Origin of the sequence: Actinomadura sp. KC06 (assembly GCF_004348735.1) — a bacterium.
Lineage (GTDB): Bacteria > Actinomycetota > Actinomycetes > Streptosporangiales > Streptosporangiaceae > Spirillospora.
Genome location: NZ_SMKT01000071.1, coordinates 22586 through 42348 on the forward strand (window position 1 = coordinate 22586; position 19763 = coordinate 42348).

A 19763-nucleotide genomic window follows, 5' to 3' on the forward strand; every position below is an offset into this window, starting at 1 on the left:
TGATCGTAACCGCGCTCCCCGCACCCAGGAAGCACGAGATTCGACTGACCTGGGAGAACGCGGCGAATTCGGCAGGCATTGCAAAGTCGCCCGAGCCGCCGGGGATCGGCTGATCTACACTCCCGGCATGGACATCAGGGACGCGACGCGCATGATCCTTACCGAGTCCGCGGCCCATCCGGAGCTGCTGCGGGTGACCCGGCAGGCGCATGACCGGTTGGCGCTCGGACAGCAGGTGGCGCACACCGATCTGCGCTGGATGCTCAGGGAGGCCGCCCGCAAGAACGTCTACCCCGACCTCCATTCGCGTTACGGCGCGGCGGCCTTCGACGAGATGGTCACCGTCCTGTGCCGCGAGATCGACCGCCAGGACCCGGTTTCTGTCGGGCATGTTCCGGTTCCCGTCCACCACGGCTGACCTGGGACGATGCGCGTCAAGGGGCGGGGAGCGCCGGACGCGGAGCATCCGTGGAATGAGATCGTCCCTGGCCTGTGGATGGGCGGGCACCATTACGCGACCGCGTCCGGAGAACGCGTCCCCGCAGTTGTGACGGACGAGTTCGACACCGTCATCAGCCTGTATCAACGCGAAGGCCACGGCCCGCCAGCAAATGTCGAACACCATTACGCCGAATTGCCCGACGCCCCGTTGACCGCCGACCAGCTAGAGGTCGTGTGCCGGCTGTCGGACACCGCCGTGGACGCGCTCCGCCGGGGAAGGCGCGTCCTCGTCCGGTGCCATTCGGGCTACAACCGGTCCGGGCTCGTCGTCGCGCAGGGCCTTGTCGGAATGGGATATCCGGCCGACGACGCGGTGTTCCTCATCCGGTACCGCCGGTCGAAATGGGCGCTGAACAATCACGTCTTCGTCGACTATCTGAACACCGGGCTGGACGTCGCGCGCCTGCTCACCGGTCTCGACAGCCTCGCCCAAGAGGGCGATCACTGAGCCTCGCCCAAGAGGGCGATCACTGAGCCGCGGCCGTCGCGCGGAAGGTGCGCCGGTACGCGGACGGCGAGGTCTTCATCGCCCGGACGAAATGGTGCCGGAACGTCACCGGGCTCTCGAAGCCGACCGCCGCCCCGATCTCCTCGATCGGTGTGCGGCCCTCCTCCAGCAGCGGCAGCGCCGCCATGATCCGCTGGGCGATGACCCAGCGGAGCGGGCTCGTCCCCGTCTGGCGGTTGAAATGCCGGATGTACGTGCGTGGCGCGAGGCCCGCCTCCCGGGCCAGGCGCGCGACCGTGATCGGCTCGGCGAGATGCGCGAGCGCCCACGCCATGCTGCGCGCGACCGCGTCGTCGTCCGCCGGAGGCGTCACGGCGGCCTCCACGAACTGCGCCTGCCCACCCTCCCGGTGCGGCGGGACGACCAGCCGCCGCGCGACCATGTTCGCGATCCGGGCGCCGTGGTCCTTCCGGACGAGATGCAGGCACATGTCGAGCCCGGCGGCGCTGCCCGCCCCGGTGAGCACGTCGTCGCCGTCCACGTAGAGGACGTCCGGGTTCACGCGCACGTTCGGATAGCGGCGCCGTAGCAGGTCGGCGTACCGCCAGTGCGTGGTGGCCTCGCGTCCGTCCAGCAGGCCGGCCGCCGCGAGCGCGAACGCGCCCGAGCAGATCGACACGACGCGGCCTCCTCGCGCGTGCGCCCGCCGGAGTGCCTCGACGATGTCGGGCGGGGGATCGTCCCGGACGTCGGGGACGGCGACGACGATCACCGTGTCGGCGGCCGCGAACTCCGCCAGGCCATGCTCGGTGGTCATCGTGAAGCCGCCGACCGCTCGTATCGGACCGCGTTCCGGCGAGCAGACCCGCAGGTCGTACCAGGGCACGTCCAGCTCGGGCCGCGGCAGCCCGAACACCTCGATGACCGAGCCGAGCTCGAACGGCGACATGCCGTCGAACGTCAGCACCGACACCGTGTGCCGGCGGGCGGGGGGAGCGATCGCCACCATGGCGAAATCTTATCGATAGTCGGCGATCTGGCCGCTTCCGCGACGGTGCGCCCGCCGCGCAGCATGGGGCCGTACGAGATTCCCGGCTCAAGGAGCGCCACATGACCGACTTCCTGCCCGCGTCCAAGGAGGAGGCCGTCCGGCATTTCGCCGCCCGCCTGTCGTTCGAGACGGACGTGTCCGACGTCGCCGACGACCTCGGCCGTGACACGATCGTGGTCGTCGACGCGCGCGGCACGCAGAGCTGGGAGCAGGGGCACATCCCCGGCGCGATTCACCTGCCGACCCCGGAGATCGCCGGACGTGCCGCGTCGCTGATCCCGCACGGCAGGACCGTGGTCGTCCACTGCTGGGGACCCGGCTGCAACGGCGCCACGAGGGCCGCCCTGGAGTTCGCGAAGCTCGGCTATCCGGTCAAGGAGATGATCGGCGGATTCGAGTACTGGGCCCGCGAAGGGCTCCCCGTGGAGACCGCCCCGGGGACCGTCACGCGCCGCTCCCCCGACCCGCTCACCGCACCCGTCGGCGCCGTTTCCTGCGCCTGCTGAAACCCCGATGGACGAGTGAGCTTGAATGTTCCGGCAGAGGCGGGGCATAACGAGGTGCCCCGCCGACGTTAGACTCTAGGAATCATTCTTCGACGCCCCTTGGCGTCAGGCTCGTCCTTGCAGCCCACGCGGATCGTGGTGCCTCCCGAGACGTGCCCCCCTCTCGGAAGGTAATGCGTGACCACAGCTGACGCTGCACAGAACCCGTCCATGCCCGCCACCACGGGCGACGACCGGGTTCCCACGTTCGCCGAGCTCGGCCTCCCGCCGGTGCTGGTGAGCTCTCTCGTCCGCCAGGGCATCGAGGCGCCGTTCCCCATCCAGGCCGCCGCGATCCCCGACGTCATGGCGGGACGCGACGTCCTCGGACGCGGCAAGACCGGCTCCGGCAAGACCCTGGCGTTCGGCCTGCCGCTCCTCACCCGTCTTTCCGGCCGCAAGGCCGCCCCGAAGCGCCCGCTGGCGCTGATCCTGGTCCCGACCCGCGAGCTGGCCCAGCAGGTCCAGACCAACCTGGAGCCGCTCGGCCGCGGGCTCGGCCTGCGCTTCAAGACCGTCATCGGCCAGACCTCGATGTTCAAGCAGATCGACGCGCTGCGCCGCGGCGTCGAGGTCCTGGTCGCCACGCCCGGCCGGCTCAAGGACCTGATGCGGCAGGGCGCCTGCGACCTGTCCGACATCGAGATCTGCGTGCTGGACGAGGCCGACCACATGGCCGACATGGGCTTCCTGCCCGACGTCACCGACATCCTCGACGCCGCCAAGCCCGGCGGGCAGCGCCTGCTGTTCTCCGCCACCCTCGACAAGGACGTGGACGTCCTGGTCAAGCGGTACCTGAACAACCCGGTGACGCACGCGATCGGCCCGGTGGACGAGTCCGTCGACACGATGGAGCATCACCTGCTCCTGGTCGCGCCGAAGGAGAAGGCCGCCGTCACCGCCGAGATCGCCAACCGCGAGGGCCGGACGATCCTGTTCGCCCGCACCAAGCACGGCGTCGACCGGCTCGCCAAGCAGCTCACCCAGGCCGGCGTCCGCGCCGCGGGGCTGCACGGCGGCAAGAGCCAGGGCCTGCGCACCCGCACGCTCGCCGAGTTCCGCGAGGGCTCGATCAGCGTGCTCGTCGCGACCGACGTCGCGGCCCGGGGCATCCACGTGGACGACGTGACCCTCGTCATGCACGTCGACCCGCCGGCCGACCACAAGGACTACATGCACCGCGCGGGCCGTACGGCCCGGGCCGGGGAGAGCGGCACCGTCGTCACGCTCGTCCTGCCGCACCAGGTGCGCGCCACGTCCGCGATGACGCGGCGCGCGGGCATCAACGCGCCCCGCGTCCGGGTCACCACCGGCGACACGGAGCTGGTCAAGCTGACCGGCGCCCGGCCGCCGTCGGGCATCCCGATCGAGGAGCCGATCATCCCCGAGCGCCCGCGCCGCGAGGGCGGCGGAGGCGGCCGGGGCCGTTCGGGCGGACGCCGCGGCGGACGCGGCCCGCGCTCGTTCGACCGCCAGGACGGACGCCGGCGCGGCGGCTCCTTCGAGCCCCGCAGCGGTTCCTTCGAGTCCCGCGACGGCGAGCACCGCGGTTCCCACTCCGGCGGCGGCGAGCGCCGCGGGGGCGGGCCCCGCACCGGAGGCGGCTCCCGGACGGGCGGAGGCCCGCGCACCGGCGGCGGCTCTCACGGCAACCGCCGAGGCGGCTCGTACACGTCCGACCGCCGCGACAGCGGCGACCGTCGCACCGCCCGCTACAACTGACCGACTGACCAGCGAAACCCAGGAGCCCCGCCCCACAAGGCGGGGCTCTTCGCTCGCCGTTTGCTCGCCGTTGCTTGCCGCGTCCCTGTCAGCCGGCCTCTTCGCGGAGGACGCCATCGTCGCGGAGCACGCCGTCGTCGCGCCGGACCCCGCCGTCGCGGAGGAGCGCGCTGTCGCGCTGGACCCCGCCGTCGCGCCGGACGGCTTCCTCGCGGAGCTTGTCCTGGAGGATCTGGAGGCCCTCCAGGCCGTTGACGGAGAGGGCCGCGAGCTCGTCCAGCGACATGAGCGGGTCGCTGCGCAGCGGCGGCTGCCAGCCGTTCTCCCTGTCGTGGCTGCGCAGGACCTTGGCCGGGACGCCGCCGATCACCGCGTGGTCGGGGAACTCGCCCCGGACGACGGCCCCGCCCGCGACCGCGACGTTCCGGCCGAGCCGGGTGCCCGGGAGGATGATCGCGCCGGTCCCGATCCAGCACCCGTCGCCGATCACGACGGGATTGTTCTCCGGCCACTGCCGTCCGATCGGCGTGTGCAGGTCGCCGTAGGAGTGGTTCTGGTCGGTGATGTAGACGTTCGGCCCGGTGAAGACGTCGTCGCCGATCTCGATGGACTGGTGGCCGACGATATGAGTGCCGCGTCCGATCGAGCAGCTCCCGCCGATCCGGACGACGACGTCCGGCCCGAGGTCGAGGCCGGGGACGAAGCCCGCCGAGATCGTGACGTGCGTGCCGACGAGCGTGTGGTCGCCGATCGAGATCCACGGCTCGCCGTAGATCGCGCCGACCGGGAAGCCGATGCACGCGCCCTCGCCCAGGTAGGCGAACCTGCGGCGGCCGGGCGTGTGCGGGGTGATCTCACCGTGCCGCTGGACCCACTCCAAGGCGCGGTGCACGGCGATGTGAACGCCCTGGCGGGCGCGCTGCCCGGCCCCGGCCGCCAGCGCCTGCCGAATCGAGCGTTTCCGCGACATGGCGTTCACCGTACCGGTTGGTAGCAACCCCCGGGACGGGCGGGACGCGATGGACCAGCGCACCGCGAAAGGCCAGCCCCAATGGACCGGCGCACGGCGAAGGGCCCGGTCGTGGATGACCGAGCCCTTCGGTGAGTCTCCTGAAGCCTGGAAGGGCTCAGTGCGGAGAATGCACCTGACCGTCGACATCGGAGCCGCTGACCGTCATGGAGTCGGCCGACGTGGCGTCCCCCGCATGGTCACCAGAACCCTTGGTGAGGTCGCGGATGGCGCCGCGCCGCGTCGCCACCGCACCGGCCACGCCGACGGCGGCGACCACCCCCATCATCGCCATGAGGGCACCGCGCCCGGGCCGGGCCGGCTTCGGCGGCTCCACCCGGTGGGCGACATCGCTCAAGAACGTGCTCACCCGCGGGGCCAGCCCGGTCTCCACATACTGGGCGGCCTGCCGGAGCCTCGGTGCGCTCCAGCCGCGGACGACCATGACGCGCTCACCCGCGGCGGGCCCGATCCGCTCGGCCGCGGTGGCCGCGCCCTGCCGACACATGTCGGCGCCCTGGCGGGCCGTCTCCTGGACGCGTCCGAACCGTGTCAGACCGTCCTCCTGCGGCTTCTGGCGGATACTGATCATTAGGGACACGCTAACCTCCCTGTTTGCGAGGTCCTGTCATGCAGCCTTCCCAGAGACCGGGGGGTAAACCCTGAACGCGCGACCATTCGACCACCCAGCGTGACATATTCGGGCATGACCGCGACCACGCCGTCAGACGTCACATAACCCACTCACGAGGAGGCGGCCAGCGTGGCCAACGAGATCTTCGCGAACCTCAACACGTCGCTCGGGACGATCGTCGTCCAGCTGTACCCGGAGCAGGCGCCGGAGACGGTGGCGAACTTCGTCGACCTGGCAGAAGGGAACAAGACCTGGCACGATCCGCGGACGGGGCAGAAGTCCGACGCGCCGCTCTACGACGGCACCGTCTTCCACCGGGTCATCGACCAGTTCATGATCCAGGGCGGTGACCCGCTGGGCACCGGCACCGGCGGCCCGGGCTACGAGTTCAAGGACGAGTTCCACCCTGACCTGAAGTTCAACAAGCCGTACCTGCTGGCGATGGCGAACGCCGGGCCCGGAACGAACGGCTCGCAGTTCTTCATCACGCTCAGTGTCGGGCACACCCAGCACCTGACGGGCCGGCACACCATCTTCGGCAAGGTCATCGAGGGCACGAACGTCGTCGACGAGATCGGCAAGGTCAAGACCGGCCGCCAGGACCGTCCGGAGAAGGACGTCGTCCTCCAGTCGGTGACGATCGAGCGCCGTTAGTCGTTTCATACGGTGAGACCCCACGAGGGGTGCGGCCCGAGGCGGGCCGGACCCCGAGACGGGTGAGACCTCGCGACGGCCCTACGGAGCCCTAGATGAGCACAGACCACAGTCCCGCTCCCGAGACCTCGGTGCCGACCTGCTACCGGCATCCCGGGCGGGAGACCTACGTGCGCTGCACCCGGTGCGACCGCTTCATCTGCCCCGAGTGCATGCGGGACGCGGCGGTCGGGCACCAGTGCGTCGAGTGCGTCGCCGAAGGCAACCGGGGCGTCCGCCGGGCCGTTCCCCGGACGCCCCTCGGCGCGCGGGCCGCCACGTCCGCCGTGCCGGTCGTCACGTACACGCTCATCGGCGCGTGCGTGGCGGCGTACCTCGCCGAGCTGGCGTCGTGGCGCGTCGTGTGGGAGTTCATGATGCTCGGCCGGGCCGTGCTGCCGAACGGGGAGGTCGGCGGCGTCGCCGAGGGCGAGTGGTACCGGCTGTTCACCACGATGTTCCTGCACCAGCGCGGCGGGTCGTTCGGCATCACCCACATCCTGTTCAACATGTGGGCGCTGTGGGCGATCGGTCCCGCGCTGGAGCAGGTGCTCGGACGGTGGCGCTTCATCGTCCTGTACGTGCTGTCGGGACTGGGCGGATCGGTGCTGCTGTACCTGGTCGGCGCCCCGCAGGACTCGGCCGTCGGCGCGTCCGGCGCCATCTTCGGCCTCTTCGGCGCCTACTTCGTGATCGGACGGCGGCTCGGCGGCCCGGTCGGGCCGATCGTGTTCCTGCTGGTGATCAACCTGATCATCACGTTCTCGGTGCCGAACATCTCCTGGCAGGGGCATGTCGGCGGGCTCGTGGTCGGCGCGGCGCTCGCCGCCGCGTACGCCTACGCTCCGGAGGCGCGGCGGCGCCTGATCCACATCGCGGCGCCGCTGCTCACCCTCGCCCTGCTCGCGACCCTGGTCCTGGTCAGAACGGCGGATCTGAGCCCGGCGACCTGACCCCTGGCAAGCGCGGACGCCGCCGCTCCCGCCCCACCAGCCCACGGGCGGCGGCGTCCTGGCACTTCCGCACCCGACTGGAACGTGCCATTCCGGCGAACGGCTACCGCGAAGACCGTGACCACGTCCACGACAGGGCGACCACGTCCACGACACGGTCGGCCCCCGGCCACACCGCGCCTGGTCAGGCCGCGGTGCGTCCGGAAACTCGCTGTGGAAAACCTGGGGAAAACCGGGGTGGGAGATGCCCGGCCTGTGGATAACCTACGGTCAGCGCCACCGGGTCGACAGGATCACGCCGAGGATGATCGCCGTGAAGCCGATGCCGAGGTTCCAGTTGTGCAGGTCGGTCATGTACGGCACGTCGGTGCCGGTGCTGGCCGTCACGTAGAAGACGGCGATCCAGATCAGGCCGACGAGCCACAGGCCGACCATCGTGGGCACCAGCCAGCGCGGGCTGACCTCCGGGGCCTTGGACTTCTGCGGGGGCGTGTAAACGGCCTTCTTGCGCACTTTGGACTTGGCCACGGTGGATTCGATCTCCTCGGGCGTCCGGCGGCCGGAGCGCCGGACCGCGCATGGGTGTTTTGTCGGTTAGCGTAGTCGCTGGTGTGCAGAGTACGGCTTCCAGCGTGGGGAAGCATCATCCCAGTTCTCACGCTCCTCGCGGGAACCCTGTTCGCGGCGAGCGCGAGCACGGCCCGCGGCACGAGCCTGCGCGAGCAGGGTCGTACGCGGATCACCGAGCTCATCGCCGCCGAGCAGCACCGGAGCCGTCAGGAGCGCGCCGAGTACCGGCGCCTCCGCCACGAGGTCGACGGTATCTCCCGCGAGGCCGGACGTCACGATGCCCGCGTGAAACACGCCCAGTCCGAGGCCGACCGGATGGCGTCCCGCGCCGGATTCACCCCGCTCGAGGGCACCGCCGTCCGGGTGTCGCTGGACGACGCGCCGCTGCCGGAGTCCGGTGATCTGCCGCGCGGCGTCCGTCCTGACGACCTCGTCGTCCACCAGGCGGACGTGCAGGCCGTCGTCAACGCGCTGTGGGCCGGCGGCGCCACCGGGATGCAGATCATGGACCAGCGGGTGATCTCGACGAGCGCGGTGCGCTGCGTGGGCAATACGCTGATCCTGCAGGGCGTCGTGTACTCCCCGCCGTTCCGGATCACCGCGGCCGGCGACCCGGAACGGCTCCGCGCGGCGCTCGGCGCGTCCCGCGAGATCGCGATCTACCAGAAGTACGTCCGCGCCTACGGGCTCGGCTATTCGGTGCGGACCGTGGAACGCGCCACGTTGCCGCCCTACACCGGCAACGTGACGATGAAGCACGCTACGGTGCCGGCCGGCGGCTAGCCCGGCCCCCGACGGAGGAGGACGCGCGGTGCGGATGGTCATCCGTGGCATGGGCGAGCTGTGCATCACCGCCGGACTCATCGTGATGCTCTTCGTGACCTACTCGCTGTGGGGCACCGGCCGCTACACCCAGGGCCAGCAGGACCGCCTCGGCGACGAGCTCCTGAAGGACTGGAGCAAGGTCACCACCGAGCGGGTGAAGCTCGGCAAGGGCCTCGCGATGATCCGCATCCCCCGCTTCGGGAAGGACTACCGCTTCGTGATCATCGAGGGCGTGGAGCGCAAGGACCTCCGCAAGGGCCCCGGCCACTACCCCGGCACCGCGCTCCCCGGCCAGGTCGGCAACTTCGTGGTCTCCGGCCACCGGACGACCTACTCCGCGCCGTTCAACCGGCTCGGCGAGCTGCGCCGCGGCGACAAGATCCTCATCGACACCCGGGACAAGCAGTACGTCTACACGGTCACCGGCCGCGACATCGTGAAGCCGTCGGCGACGGAGGTGACCGCGCCCGTCCCGCGACACCCGAAGCGCAAGCCGACCGAGCCGCTGATCACGCTCACCACCTGCCACCCCAAGTACTCCGCCGCCGAACGAATGATCATCTTCGGTGAGCTGGCGTCCGCGCTGCCCCGGGTGAACCCGGCGAGCCAGACACGGCAGCCGGCCGCCGGAACCTAGGAGGCACCCGTGTACGCGTGGATCTGGCGCCACCTGCCGGGCGAATGGCAGACCAAGACCGCCACGGCGCTCGGCCTCATCATCGCCATAGCCGTCGTCTTCTGGTACGTCGTGTTCCCGTGGGTAGAGCCCAAGCTGCAGTTCGACCACGGCGTCGTCGACCGTCCGAGCCCGTCCGGCTCACGCACCCCGGGCTGATCCGCCATGCGCATCCTCGTCGTCGACAACCACGACAGCTTCGTCTACAACATCGTCCAGTACCTGCTCGAACTCGGTGCCGCCTGCGAGGTCAAGGACCGCTCGGACGTCACCCTCCAGGACGCCGCGTCCGCCGACGGCGTGCTGCTGAGCCCCGGCCCCGGCCACCCCGCCGACTCAGGGATCTGCCTGGACCTCGTCCGGGCCGCCGACCACAACGGCACACCCCTCCTGGGCGTCTGCCTGGGCCACCAGGCGATAGCCCACGCCTACGGAGCCACGACCTCCCGCGCCCCGGAGATCGTCCACGGCTTCACGAGCGAGATCGTCCACGACCGCAAGGGCGTCTTCCGCGACCTCCCCGACCCGCTCCCCGCGACCCGCTACCACTCGCTCGCCGTAGACCCGGAAACCGTCCCCCGCGACACCCTGGACGTAACGGCCCGAACCCCCGACGGCGTCATCATGGCCCTACGCCACCGCACCCGCCCGATCGAGGGCGTCCAGTTCCACCCCGAGTCGATCCTCTCCACCGGCGGCCACCAACTCCTAACCAACTGGCTAACCACCTGCGCCGCCACCGGGACGCACCGAGCAGATCGCTGACCACCAGCCACCGACCGCACCCGCCCCAGCCCGCCACCGCAACCCCGCAACAACCTGAACGCCTGCGATCGCGTCCGAAGGCAGGTTTCGAGCCTGCGAGAAACCTGATCGCGCAGCGAGCCGCCAGGCGAGACGGAGCGATGCAGCGATCGCGCGCGTTGCTCGACGATGGAGGGCCGCCAAGGCCCGAAGGAGGAGAGCAAGCAATAAGCAAGAGGGCTTCCGCCACTCGGGGGCAATGGCGGAAGCCCTCGTTATGGTCTTCGTCACTAGACCTTGAGACGTTACGGATTTCAACCGAAATTTTCAGATCTCTCGCACATCGCTCCGGTCTGCCGCCGGACACGCAGGTCAGCGATGGTGATCCGCAGAGCTGCACCACCGGACGCACCCACCCCAGCCACCGGACGCGACCACCGCAACCGGCACCTCAGCCTGCAACAACCTCAACGCTGCGATCGCGACCGAAGGCAGGTTCGAGCGAAGCGAGAACCTGATCGCGCAGCGAGCCGCCAGGCGAGCCGGAGCGATGCAGCGATCGCGCGCGTTGCTCGACGATGGAGGCCCGCTAGGGCCGAAGGAGGAGAAAACGCAATAAGCAGGCTTACCCGTCGCCGCCGGGTGGGAAGGGGAAGGTGGGGTCCCCGGTGGGCGGCGGGTTCTGCTGCTTCTGCGCCACGAAAATCGTGACGGTGTCGCCCGGGGCGACCGTCGCGTCCGGGGTCGGCTGTTGGTCGTAGACGAAGCCGGGGGCGACGGGCTTGTCCGGCGGCGCCGGGCCCTTCTCCACGTTGCAGCGCAGGCCGAGGCCCTCCAGCTTGGCGCAGGCGGCGCGCTGGCTGTTGTTGAACAGGTTCGGCACCTTGAGGTTCGACGGGCCGTTGGAGACGACGACCGTGACGGTCGAGTTCTTCGGGGCCTTCGAGCCGCCGGGCGGGTCGGTGCTGATGACGTTCAGGCGCGGGACGCTGTCGCTCGACTCGACCTTCTTCTCGACGTCGAACCCGCGTTCCTCCAGGATCGTCTTGGCCGCGCTGTACGGCTTGCCGGTCACGTCCGGGACCTCGATCTCCGTGGGCGGCTTCTTGCCCTTGGAGACCAGCAGCGTCACCGACGCGCCCTTGGCCGCCTGCGTGCCGGGCCGCGGGTCGGAGCTGATGACGTAGCCCTTCCGGACCTCGTCGCTGTACTCCGACTTCGGCTCGCCGACCTTGAAGCCGAGCTTGGTGAGCTGCTCGGTAGCGTCGCTCTGGGTGGTGTTGACGATGCTCTGCGGGATCGCGACCTGGTCGGATCCGCCGCCACCGCCGCTCATCATCCAGCCGATGAGCGCCGCGCCGCCGATGAACAGCACGGCGAGGCCGACCCACAGCGCGGCCTTCTTGCCGGCGCCGCCGCGGTCGGGCATGTCGTCGTCGTAGCGGGCGGGCGGGAGGCCGTAGTCGTCCGGCGGGCGCCGCACCTGGGTGCGTGCCGGGCCGGGGTAGCCGCCCATGACCTGGGTGCCCTGCGGCTGCCCGCCCATGAGCATCGTGGACGCGGCGGTGGACGCCACCGGCTGCCCCTGCAGCACGCGCTGGATCTCCTGCCGGAACTCCGTGGCGTTCTGGTAACGGTTGTCTGGCTCCTTCGCCATGGCCTTCAGCACGATCGCGTCCGCCCACTGCGGGATCTGCGGATCGACCTGCGAGGGCGGGACGGGCTCCTCCCGGACGTGCTGGTACGCGATCGCGACCGGGGAGTCGCCGGTGAACGGCGGCTTGCCGGTCAGCAGCTCGTACAGGACGCACCCGGTCGAGTAGATGTCGCTGCGGGCGTCGACGCGCTCGCCGCGCGCCTGCTCCGGCGACAGGTACTGCGCGGTGCCGATGACCTGCGCGGTCTGCGTCATCGTGGCGGCGGTGTCGGCCATCGCGCGGGCGATGCCGAAGTCCATGACCTTGACCTCGTGCTGCCGGGTGAGCATCACGTTGGCCGGTTTGATGTCGCGGTGGACGATCCCGCCGCGGTGGCTGTAGTCCAGGGCGCGGAGGATCCCGTCGGTGACCTCCAGCGCCTTCTCGGGGAGCAGCGCGCGGTTCTCCCGAAGCAGGTCGCGCAGCGTGCTCCCGTCCACGTACTCCATCACGATGTACGGGATGGAGTTGTCGCCGATCATGTCCTCGCCGGTGTCGTACACGGCGATGACCGAGGGGTGGTTCAGCGACGCGGCCGACTGGGCCTCGCGCCGGAACCGGGCCTGGAACGTGGGGTCACGGGCCAGGTCGGACCGCAGCGTCTTGACCGCGACGACGCGATCAAGGCGCAGGTCCCGGGCACGGTAGACCTCGGCCATGCCGCCCCGCCCGATCACCGTCTCGAGCTCGTAGCGGCCGCCGAGCAGCCGAGGTTGACTCATATGTGCACTTTCCCTCGTACGTCTACACCTTGTCCTCCGAACCTAGCTTCCCGCTCTGTGTCGGAGAGGGATCCGGGCTCGGAGTTGACGGAGTCGTGGCGCTCCCCGTCGGTGTGGGTGTTGGGTCTGGGGCGGTGGGCGTCGCCCTGTGCGGATTCGTAGATGGCTTCTGTGAAGGGGACGTCTGGCGGGTCCCCGGCGTTGACGGACGGATCCTATGCGTCCGCGGCCCTTGCGTGACAGTTGGCCTGGGTGTGACACGGGACCGGTGCCTGGCCGAGCTGCCCGGCGCGGTGCCCGGGACGTCGACGCTGCCGTCCCCGACGGGCCTTGTGGCCGGGGCGCCGGGCGGGTCCCGTTCGTCCCCGCCGGATCCGGCGAAGGCGAACCCCTTCCACAGCGACCCGATGACGATGGCCGTGACGACCAGCAGCACGGCCGCGGCGGAGGTGTACGCCCGTGCCGGACGCCTGCCGGGGCGTGCGTGCCGGCGCGCCGGCCCCCTGGTGAGGTTATCCGCCGCCTCGGGTCCGTCAAATCCAGACAAAGCAGTCGATTGGGTAACAATATTGGGTCGGGCCGCCGGAGGGTGCCGAACGTCCGCCCCGATCGGCCGGCCCGTGCTGAGCCTCGTGCGGATCGCCAGGGCCCGGTCGGCGACCGTCCCCGCGTCGGCCGGACGGCCCGCGGGGTGCTTCGCCAGCATCTCCATGATCAGCTCGCGGGCGTCCGGCGGGAACCGCGCCGGCAGCTCCGCGGGCGCCTCCCGGACGTGCCGCAGCGCGACCTCCACCGGCGTGGAGCCGTCGAACGGCGGCGCGCCCGTCAGGCACTCGTACGCCACCACGCCCAGCGAGTACAGGTCGGCGGACGGCGTCAGCTTCAACCCCTGCGCCTGCTCGGGCGAGATGTAGTGCGCCGTCCCCATGACCATCCCGGTCGCGGTCTGCGACGCCGCCGCGAGCTGCCGCGCGATCCCGAAGTCGGTGATCTTCAGGACGCCGTCCGGCGACACCATCAGGTTCGCGGGCTTGACGTCCCGGTGCACGACCCCCGCCCGGTGCGCGACGGTCAGCGCCCGCCCCGCCTGCACCAGCAGGTCGAGGACGGCCTCCAGCGGCAGCCCGCCGTCCCGCGCGAGGATCCCGTCCAGCGGCTCGCCCGCCACCAGCTCCATCACCAGGTACGTCCGGCCGTTCTGCTCACCGAAGTCGTACGCCCGCGCGATCCCCGGATGCCGCAGCTCCGCAGCGAACCGGGCCTCCGACTCGAACCGCCCGCGCGCCGACATGTCCGACACGAACTCCCGGCGCAGCAGCTTCACCGCGACCGGATGGCCGGCCACCTCGTCGGACGCCCGCCAGACCTCGCCCATCCCGCCGACGGCCAGCCGCTCCAGCAGCCGGTACCGCCCGTTCAGGACGAGGCCCGTGCTCACTTCTTCAAGACCTTGGACATGATCGCCCCTGCGATCGGACCGGCATTCGTCGCGCCGTCGTTCGGACCCTCGGTCACCACGGCGAAGGCGTAGCGCGGGTTCTCGATCGGGCTGAACCCGACGAACCAGCGGGAGTTCGGGATTCCGGACGCCGGATCCTGCTCGGCGGTACCGGTCTTACCGGCGATCCGCATGCCCTGCAGGTTCTTCGCGGTGCCTTCCGTGATCACGGCCCGCATCATCTCCGCGAGCTGGTCGGCGTGCTCGCCGCTCATCGCCTCCCCGAACTCCTTCGGGGACGCGTTGTACAGCTCGCTCTGGTCCTTGGCCCGCACCTTCTGCACCACGTACGGGTTCATGATCTTGCCGCCGCCGGCGACCGCCGCCGCGACCATCGCCATCTGCAGCGGCGTGGCCCGCACGTTCTCCTGGCCGATGCCGGAGCGGGCCGTCCCGTCCTTGCCGGTCTGGATCGTCTGGCCCTTCGCGTCCGTGACCGACGTCGGGACCGCGCTCTCGGCCGCGAACATGTCCGGCTCCATCTTGATGCGCTCCCCGAACCCGAACTTCGCCGAGCCGTCGTGGAGCTGCTGGATGCCCATGTCGAGCGCCATCTTCGCGAACGAGGTGTTGCACGACTCGGCGAACGCGCCCTTCAGCGGGGCGGTGCCGGCGCAGCTGCCGCTGTCGTGCGAGTTCGGCAGCGGTCGTCCCGACTCCGGCAGGACCAGCTGCCCGGTGAGGACGTTGGACGAGATGTCGAGGTTGAGCCGCTCCATCGCCACCGCAGACGTCACCGTCTTGAACGACGAGCCCGGCGGGAACGTCTGGCTCAGCGCGTTGTCGACCAGCGGCCGGATGACGCCGCTGCCCTTGTTCAGCTGCTCCAGCCGCTTCGCGCCCTTCTCGCCCGTCTGCGGCGCCACCTCGTTCGGGTCGAAGGACGGCCACGACGCCGCCACCTTGAGCGCGCCGGTCTTCACGTCCATCACGACGGCGCCGCCGCGGCGGCCCTGCTGCGTCTTCGCCTTCAGCTGCTCGTACGCCGTCCGCTGCGCGTCCGGGTCGATCGTCAGCTCGACGTTCGCGCCCTCCGCCTTCTTGCCGATGAACGTGTCGAACCAGCGCTGCTGCGTGATCCGCTTGTCCTTGCCGCCGAGCAGCGAGTTGTACGCCCGCTCGACCTGCGTCGCGTTCCCGTTGAAGTACCCGGTGACCGGCGCGAAGATCGGGCCGTCCTGGTAGGTCCGGCCGTACTTCGGGTTGTCCTTGCCGGTCTCCTTCGACACCACGAGGACCTCGCCGCCCGCGGAGATCTGGCCCCGCGGCGAGTTGAACACGTCCGCGTACTGGCGGGCGTTGTTGCTGTCGGTGCGCAGATCCTCCGCCTGGCTCCCCTGGACGTAGTTGACCTGCGCCATCAGCCCGAAGAACAGCAGCAACGCGAAGATCGCCACCCGTCGAACCGGCTTGTCCATGTTCATGGGACGGAAATCACCTCGTGCTCACGATCTGGGTCATGCCCTCGTCCTGGATCGCCTGCGGGGCGGGCTTGCGCGCGTCATGGCTCATCCGCACCAGGATCGCGATCAGGATCCAGTTGGCCATCAGCGACGAGCCGCCCTGGGACAGGAACGGCGTCGTCAGGCCGGTGAGCGGGATGAGCCGGGTGACGCCCCCGACGATCACGAAGACCTGGAGCGCCAGGACGAACGAGACACCTCCCGCGAACAGTTTCAGGAACGGGTCGCGCGCCGCCACGGCGGTCTTCATCCCGCGCTGCACGATCAGCGCGTAGATCAGCAGCAGCACCATCAGCCCGGTCAGCCCGAGCTCCTCGCCGATCGAGTCGAAGATGAAGTCGCTGAACGACAGCGGCGTCCGCCACGGCTCGCCCTGCCCGAGCCCGGTGCCGAGGATGCCGCCCTGCGCGAGCGCGAACAGGCCCTTCATCAGCTGCGCGCTGTCGGCGTACGAGCCGCCGAGCTCGGCGCAGGCCGAGAAGCCGGGCGAGGGCGAGCCCTGCGCGTCGAACCGCTTGTAGATCTCGGTGTTGGGGTTGACGGGGACGACCTTGCCGCTCTCCAGCAGGCAGCCGCCGTCGAAGTAGGGCTTCGGGTTCTGCCAGATGTCGATGCGCTGGTTGACGTGGCCCATGAACGGCAGCAGCGTCGCGACGAACACGCCCGCCGCGAGCAGCCCGACGCCGATCACCACCCACGACACCCGCTGCGTCGCGATGTACAGCATCGAGATGAACAGGCCGAAGAACAGCAGCGCGGTGCCGAGGTCCTTCTGCACGAACAGGACGCCGAGCGAGAAGAACCAGAGCACCATGATCGGGCCGAGGTCGCGGGCCCGGGGCACGCTGAGCGGCCCGATCTTCTTGCCGATCAGCGACATCGCCTGCCGCTTGTTCACCAGGTAGCCGGCGAAGAACACGACGAGCAGCAGCTTGGCGAACTCGCCCGGCTGGACGGAGAACGGACCGAGCTGGATCCACACCCGCGCGCCGTTGATCTCCGCGCCGATGCCGGGGACGATCGGCAGCAGCAGGAAGATGACGGCGGTGAGGCCGATCAGGTACGTGTAGCGCTGCGCGGTCTTCGGGGTGAACGACAGCGGGGCGTCGGACTTGTCGGTGTCCCGCATGATCAGCACCGCGGCGACGAACAGGACGATGCCGACGAACGTCCACATCAGCTGGCTGGGCGCGTCGGCGGCGTCCGCCACGACCTTCTTGCCCGCGAGCGCGGCGGCCTTGCGGTCGTCGCTGGTGTCCAGGTCCAGCCGGTAGATCATCGCGAGCCCGATGCCGTTCAGCGCCACCGACAGCGGCAGCAGCAGCGGGTCGGCGTACGGGGTGAACTTCATCTGGACGAAGTACGCGGCGAGCGCCAGCACGGCGAGGCCGCCGCCGTACACGAACAGGCCGGCGGGGATGTAGCCGTCACGGGCCAGCCCGACCTCCGCGAACGCCGACAGCGTCAGCACCATCGCGAAGATCAGCAGGGCGAACGAGGCCGCGTTGCGCCGCTGGTACGGCAGGCGCGCCCTGATCTGCTCCCCGATCGACTGCATCTACGATTTCCCTCCGTTGGAGGGACAGTCCGCGGGCTTGTCGGGGGCGCGCTGGTTGCACTTGTCGCGGCGGTCCGTCATCTCCTTGAGCCTGGCCTGCGCGCCGTCCCGGCCGATGATGTCCTTGACGGTGCCCTTCGCGATCGCGCCCGCGTCGGACACGGTCAGCTCGGAGAACCGGACGTCGGTGGGCTTGACGTCTTCCTTGCAGTCCTGCTGCGCCCGGCCGCGCACGACGGACACCTTGCCGGACAGGTTGACGATGCTGTACTTGCAGACGCGGTCGACCAGCATCTTCCACTCGCCGGGGCCGTCCACGGTGTAGGTGTCCTTCACCTGCTGCTGGAGGTCCTGGGGGAGGTCCTCGACCATGATCGGCTGCAGGTTCTTCGTGTTCGCCTTGCGGGACATGTCGAAGCCCAGCACCGACTGCGGCGTCCCCCGGAACAGGACGGCCTGGCCCTTCTCCTCGCCGATGTAGTAGCCGTTGCGGACGTTCTGCATCAGCACGAACCCGCCCGCCACGACACCGACGACGACCACGCCCGCGACGACGACCAGCCACGTCCACCGGCGGGCGCCGCCCCGCCGCACCCGCATCGGCGCCTGCTGCATCGCTCCGCCCGCCATCGGCGGGCCGCCCATCGGGTCGCTCATCGGCGCGGGCGCGGGCGGCGGGGGCATCTCGTCCACGGCGACCGGCGGCTGCGGCCTGGTGTCGCGGAGCTGCGCGGCGCGTCCCGCCGGCGTGTCGGCCGTGGTCGTGTTCGCGCCCGGTCCCCCGCCCGGCGGCTCCGGCGGCGACGCGTTGGCCGCCGCGCCCACCGCGTGCCCAGGCCCGCCCGTCGGCGGCTGGCGCTCCAGGTCGATGACGTCGGCGACCACGCAGGTGATGTTGTCGGGGCCGCCGCCGCGGTTCGCCAGGTCGACGAGCTGCCGGACGGCCTGCTCCGGATCGTCCACGTCCGTCAGCACCTGGAAGATCGTCTCCGCTGTGACGACGCCGGACAGGCCGTCCGAGCACAGCAGGTACCGGTCGCCGACCTGGGCTTCCCGGAGGGACAGGTCGGGGTCGACCTCGCCGCGTCCGTCAAGCGCCCGCAGCAGCAGGGACCGCTGCGGGTGGGACGCGGCCTCGTCGGGGCTGATGCGGCCCTCGTCCACGAGCGACTGCACCAGCGTGTGGTCGTGCGTGATCTGGAAGAGGCTGCCGTCCCGCAGCAGATAGGCGCGGGAGTCGCCGATGTGCACCAGCGCGACCTGGTTACCCGCCCACAGCATCGCCGTCAGCGTCGTGCCCATGCCCTGCAGCGCCGGATCGGACTCCACGATGCGGTGCAGGTTGTCGTTCGCGGCCTTGACCGTGTGCTCCAGCGCGGCCAGCAGCTCCGTCGCGGGCAGGTCCTTGTCGAGCGCCCGCAGCGCCTCGATCGCCGCCGCGCTGGCGATCTCGCCGCCGACGTGCCCGCCCATCCCGTCGGCGACCGCGAGCAGGTGCGCGCCCGCGTACGCCGAGTCCTCGTTGCCCTCGCGCAGCATGCCGACGTCGGAGCGCGCGGCGTAGCGGATTCCCAGTGTCATTTGCGCAGCTCGATCACGGTCTTGCCGATACGGACCGGTACGCCCGGCGGGACCGGCATCGGCCGGCTCACCTTCGTGCGTCCTAGATATGTGCCATTGGTCGAGCCGAGATCTTCCACGATCCACTGACCGTCCTGCGCATAAAGTCGGGCATGCCGGCTCGAAGCGTAGTCGTCGGTCACTACCAGCGTGGCGTCATTCGCCCGACCAATGGTGATGGGCACCCCGGTGAGGTCGATGACCGTGCCGGCCCGTTCGCCCTGCACGACCACCAGCTTCGTCGGGGCGCCCTGCTGGGCGCTGCGCGGCTGCCGCGGCGGCTTCGGCTGGCGCGCCGGCCGCTCCCGCGGAGGCCGCGGCTGGGACGCGCGCTGGGCCGCCTTCGTCGCGGCCTTCGAGCCGAATAGGTCGGCCCGGATCACGCCGACGGCCGCGATGACGAACAGCCAGAGGACCGCGAGGAACGCCAGCTTGATCAGCGTGAGGGTGAATGGGGACATCGGAGTCGGGGTTACTCCCTATCGCGGCGGAACACAAGAGTGGTCCGGCCCATCGTGACCCGGGAGCCGTCGACCAGCGTGACCCGCCGGATCGGCTGCCCGTTCACGAACGAGCCGTTGGTCGACCCTAGATCCACGAGAGCGATTTCGGGACCTTCTACGCGTATCTCGGCATGGTGCCGGGACACTCCCGGATCGACAAGGCGCAGGTCGCAGTCCGTGCCGCGACCCAGCAGGGTCACGGGCGTATTGATCTCATAGGTGCGCTGGGTCGTGTCCGACCCCTCGACGGCCGTCGTCACCAGAAGCCGCGGATGCCCCCCGAACACCCCCCCCGCCCCTTATACCCCTCTGACGCTGCCGCCGAACGCCT

General features: G+C 70.4%; 20 protein-coding genes and 1 pseudogene. 10 read left to right on the forward strand and 11 right to left on the reverse strand.

The window, feature by feature from the left end; genetic code table 11:
* The first annotated feature begins 127 nt into the window (after positions 1-127).
* Both E1287_RS22655 and E1287_RS22660 read left to right on the forward strand, forming a co-directional pair.
* Positions 128-418: a hypothetical protein gene (locus tag E1287_RS22655; RefSeq protein ID WP_131967056.1), complete on the forward strand. Its 291-nt coding sequence runs from the start codon at positions 128-130 to the stop codon at positions 416-418.
* Positions 419-427: 9 nt separating this feature from the next.
* Complete coding sequence (locus E1287_RS22660) at positions 428-949, forward strand: dual specificity protein phosphatase family protein (RefSeq protein WP_131967057.1); 522 nt, start codon at positions 428-430, stop codon at positions 947-949.
* Between the two features lie 19 nt (positions 950-968).
* Here the strand turns inward: E1287_RS22660 and E1287_RS22665 are convergent, their stop codons facing one another.
* Positions 969-1958 carry a helix-turn-helix domain-containing protein gene (locus E1287_RS22665; protein WP_131967058.1) on the reverse strand — a complete coding sequence of 330 codons (990 nt, stop codon included), beginning with the start codon at positions 1956-1958 and terminating at the stop codon, positions 969-971.
* Between the two features lie 101 nt (positions 1959-2059).
* On the opposite strand from E1287_RS22665, the gene E1287_RS22670 reads away from it, so the two are divergent.
* Together E1287_RS22670 and E1287_RS22675 are read left to right on the forward strand one after the other, a co-directional pair.
* Positions 2060-2506, forward strand: coding sequence for a rhodanese-like domain-containing protein (locus tag E1287_RS22670; RefSeq protein ID WP_131967059.1), 447 nt, complete (start codon positions 2060-2062; stop codon positions 2504-2506).
* Positions 2507-2716: 210 nt separating this feature from the next.
* Positions 2717-4267, forward strand: a complete 1551-nt coding sequence (locus E1287_RS22675; protein ID WP_131967073.1) for a DEAD/DEAH box helicase — start codon at positions 2717-2719, stop codon at positions 4265-4267.
* Between the two features lie 88 nt (positions 4268-4355).
* Here the strand turns inward: E1287_RS22675 and E1287_RS22680 are convergent, their stop codons facing one another.
* Together E1287_RS22680 and E1287_RS22685 are read right to left on the reverse strand one after the other, a co-directional pair.
* Complete coding sequence (locus E1287_RS22680; RefSeq protein ID WP_131967060.1) at positions 4356-5237, reverse strand: acyltransferase; 882 nt, start codon at positions 5235-5237, stop codon at positions 4356-4358.
* Between the two features lie 157 nt (positions 5238-5394).
* Positions 5395-5868: a hypothetical protein gene (locus tag E1287_RS22685; RefSeq protein ID WP_131967061.1), complete on the reverse strand. Its 474-nt coding sequence runs from the start codon at positions 5866-5868 to the stop codon at positions 5395-5397.
* A gap of 171 nt (positions 5869-6039) precedes the next feature.
* On the opposite strand from E1287_RS22685, the gene E1287_RS22690 reads away from it, so the two are divergent.
* Both E1287_RS22690 and E1287_RS22695 read left to right on the forward strand, forming a co-directional pair.
* Complete coding sequence (locus tag E1287_RS22690; RefSeq protein ID WP_131967062.1) at positions 6040-6564, forward strand: peptidylprolyl isomerase; 525 nt, start codon at positions 6040-6042, stop codon at positions 6562-6564.
* 95 nt (positions 6565-6659) lie between these two features.
* Positions 6660-7556 carry a rhomboid family intramembrane serine protease gene (locus tag E1287_RS22695; RefSeq protein ID WP_131967063.1) on the forward strand — a complete coding sequence of 299 codons (897 nt, stop codon included), beginning with the start codon at positions 6660-6662 and terminating at the stop codon, positions 7554-7556.
* A gap of 270 nt (positions 7557-7826) precedes the next feature.
* On the opposite strand, the gene E1287_RS22700 is transcribed toward E1287_RS22695, so the two are convergent.
* Complete coding sequence (locus E1287_RS22700; RefSeq protein WP_021597057.1) at positions 7827-8084, reverse strand: cell division protein CrgA; 258 nt, start codon at positions 8082-8084, stop codon at positions 7827-7829.
* An 81-nt stretch (positions 8085-8165) separates the two neighbouring features.
* Here E1287_RS22700 and E1287_RS22705 point away from each other — a divergent pair, with 81 nt between their 5' ends.
* From E1287_RS22705 to E1287_RS22720, 4 genes are read left to right on the forward strand one after another with little or no spacing between them, the layout of a single operon-like run.
* On the forward strand, positions 8166-8909 hold the full coding sequence (locus E1287_RS22705; protein WP_131967064.1) for a DUF881 domain-containing protein: 744 nt from the start codon (positions 8166-8168) through the stop codon (positions 8907-8909).
* 34 nt (positions 8910-8943) lie between these two features.
* The gene (locus E1287_RS22710; protein WP_131967074.1) at positions 8944-9588 is read left to right on the forward strand and encodes a class E sortase; all 645 of its coding nucleotides are present in this window, start codon (positions 8944-8946) and stop codon (positions 9586-9588) included.
* A 9-nt stretch (positions 9589-9597) separates the two neighbouring features.
* A complete protein-coding gene (locus E1287_RS22715) occupies positions 9598-9786 on the forward strand; it encodes a hypothetical protein (protein WP_131967065.1) in 189 nt (62 codons plus the stop codon).
* Positions 9787-9792: 6 nt separating this feature from the next.
* Complete coding sequence (locus tag E1287_RS22720; RefSeq protein ID WP_131967066.1) at positions 9793-10392, forward strand: gamma-glutamyl-gamma-aminobutyrate hydrolase family protein; 600 nt, start codon at positions 9793-9795, stop codon at positions 10390-10392.
* Positions 10393-10996: 604 nt separating this feature from the next.
* Here E1287_RS22720 and pknB read toward each other — a convergent pair.
* The 7 genes and pseudogenes from pknB to E1287_RS22755 all read right to left on the reverse strand — a co-directional run.
* Entirely contained in the window at positions 10997-12790 is a 1794-nt protein-coding gene (gene pknB, locus E1287_RS22725; RefSeq protein WP_131967067.1) for a Stk1 family PASTA domain-containing Ser/Thr kinase, read from the reverse strand.
* A gap of 22 nt (positions 12791-12812) precedes the next feature.
* Positions 12813-14228: a serine/threonine-protein kinase gene (locus tag E1287_RS22730; protein WP_131967068.1), complete on the reverse strand. Its 1416-nt coding sequence runs from the start codon at positions 14226-14228 to the stop codon at positions 12813-12815.
* Positions 14225-15712 (reverse strand): penicillin-binding transpeptidase domain-containing protein, encoded by a 1488-nt coding sequence (locus E1287_RS22735; RefSeq protein WP_131967069.1) that lies wholly within the window; start codon positions 15710-15712, stop codon positions 14225-14227. The genes E1287_RS22730 and E1287_RS22735 overlap by 4 nt, the downstream gene beginning before the upstream one ends.
* 10 nt (positions 15713-15722) lie before the next feature.
* Positions 15723-17309 carry an FtsW/RodA/SpoVE family cell cycle protein gene (locus E1287_RS22740; protein ID WP_131967070.1) on the reverse strand — a complete coding sequence of 529 codons (1587 nt, stop codon included), beginning with the start codon at positions 17307-17309 and terminating at the stop codon, positions 15723-15725.
* Positions 17310-18890 carry a Stp1/IreP family PP2C-type Ser/Thr phosphatase gene (locus tag E1287_RS22745; protein ID WP_131967071.1) on the reverse strand — a complete coding sequence of 527 codons (1581 nt, stop codon included), beginning with the start codon at positions 18888-18890 and terminating at the stop codon, positions 17310-17312.
* Positions 18887-19390, reverse strand: a complete 504-nt coding sequence (locus tag E1287_RS22750; protein WP_131967072.1) for an FHA domain-containing protein — start codon at positions 19388-19390, stop codon at positions 18887-18889. Before E1287_RS22750 ends, E1287_RS22745 begins: the two co-directional genes overlap by 4 nt.
* Before the next feature lie 11 nt (positions 19391-19401).
* A pseudogene (locus E1287_RS22755) lies at positions 19402-19710 on the reverse strand (FHA domain-containing protein); the annotation flags it as partial.
* Between the last annotated feature and the right edge of the window lie 53 nt (positions 19711-19763).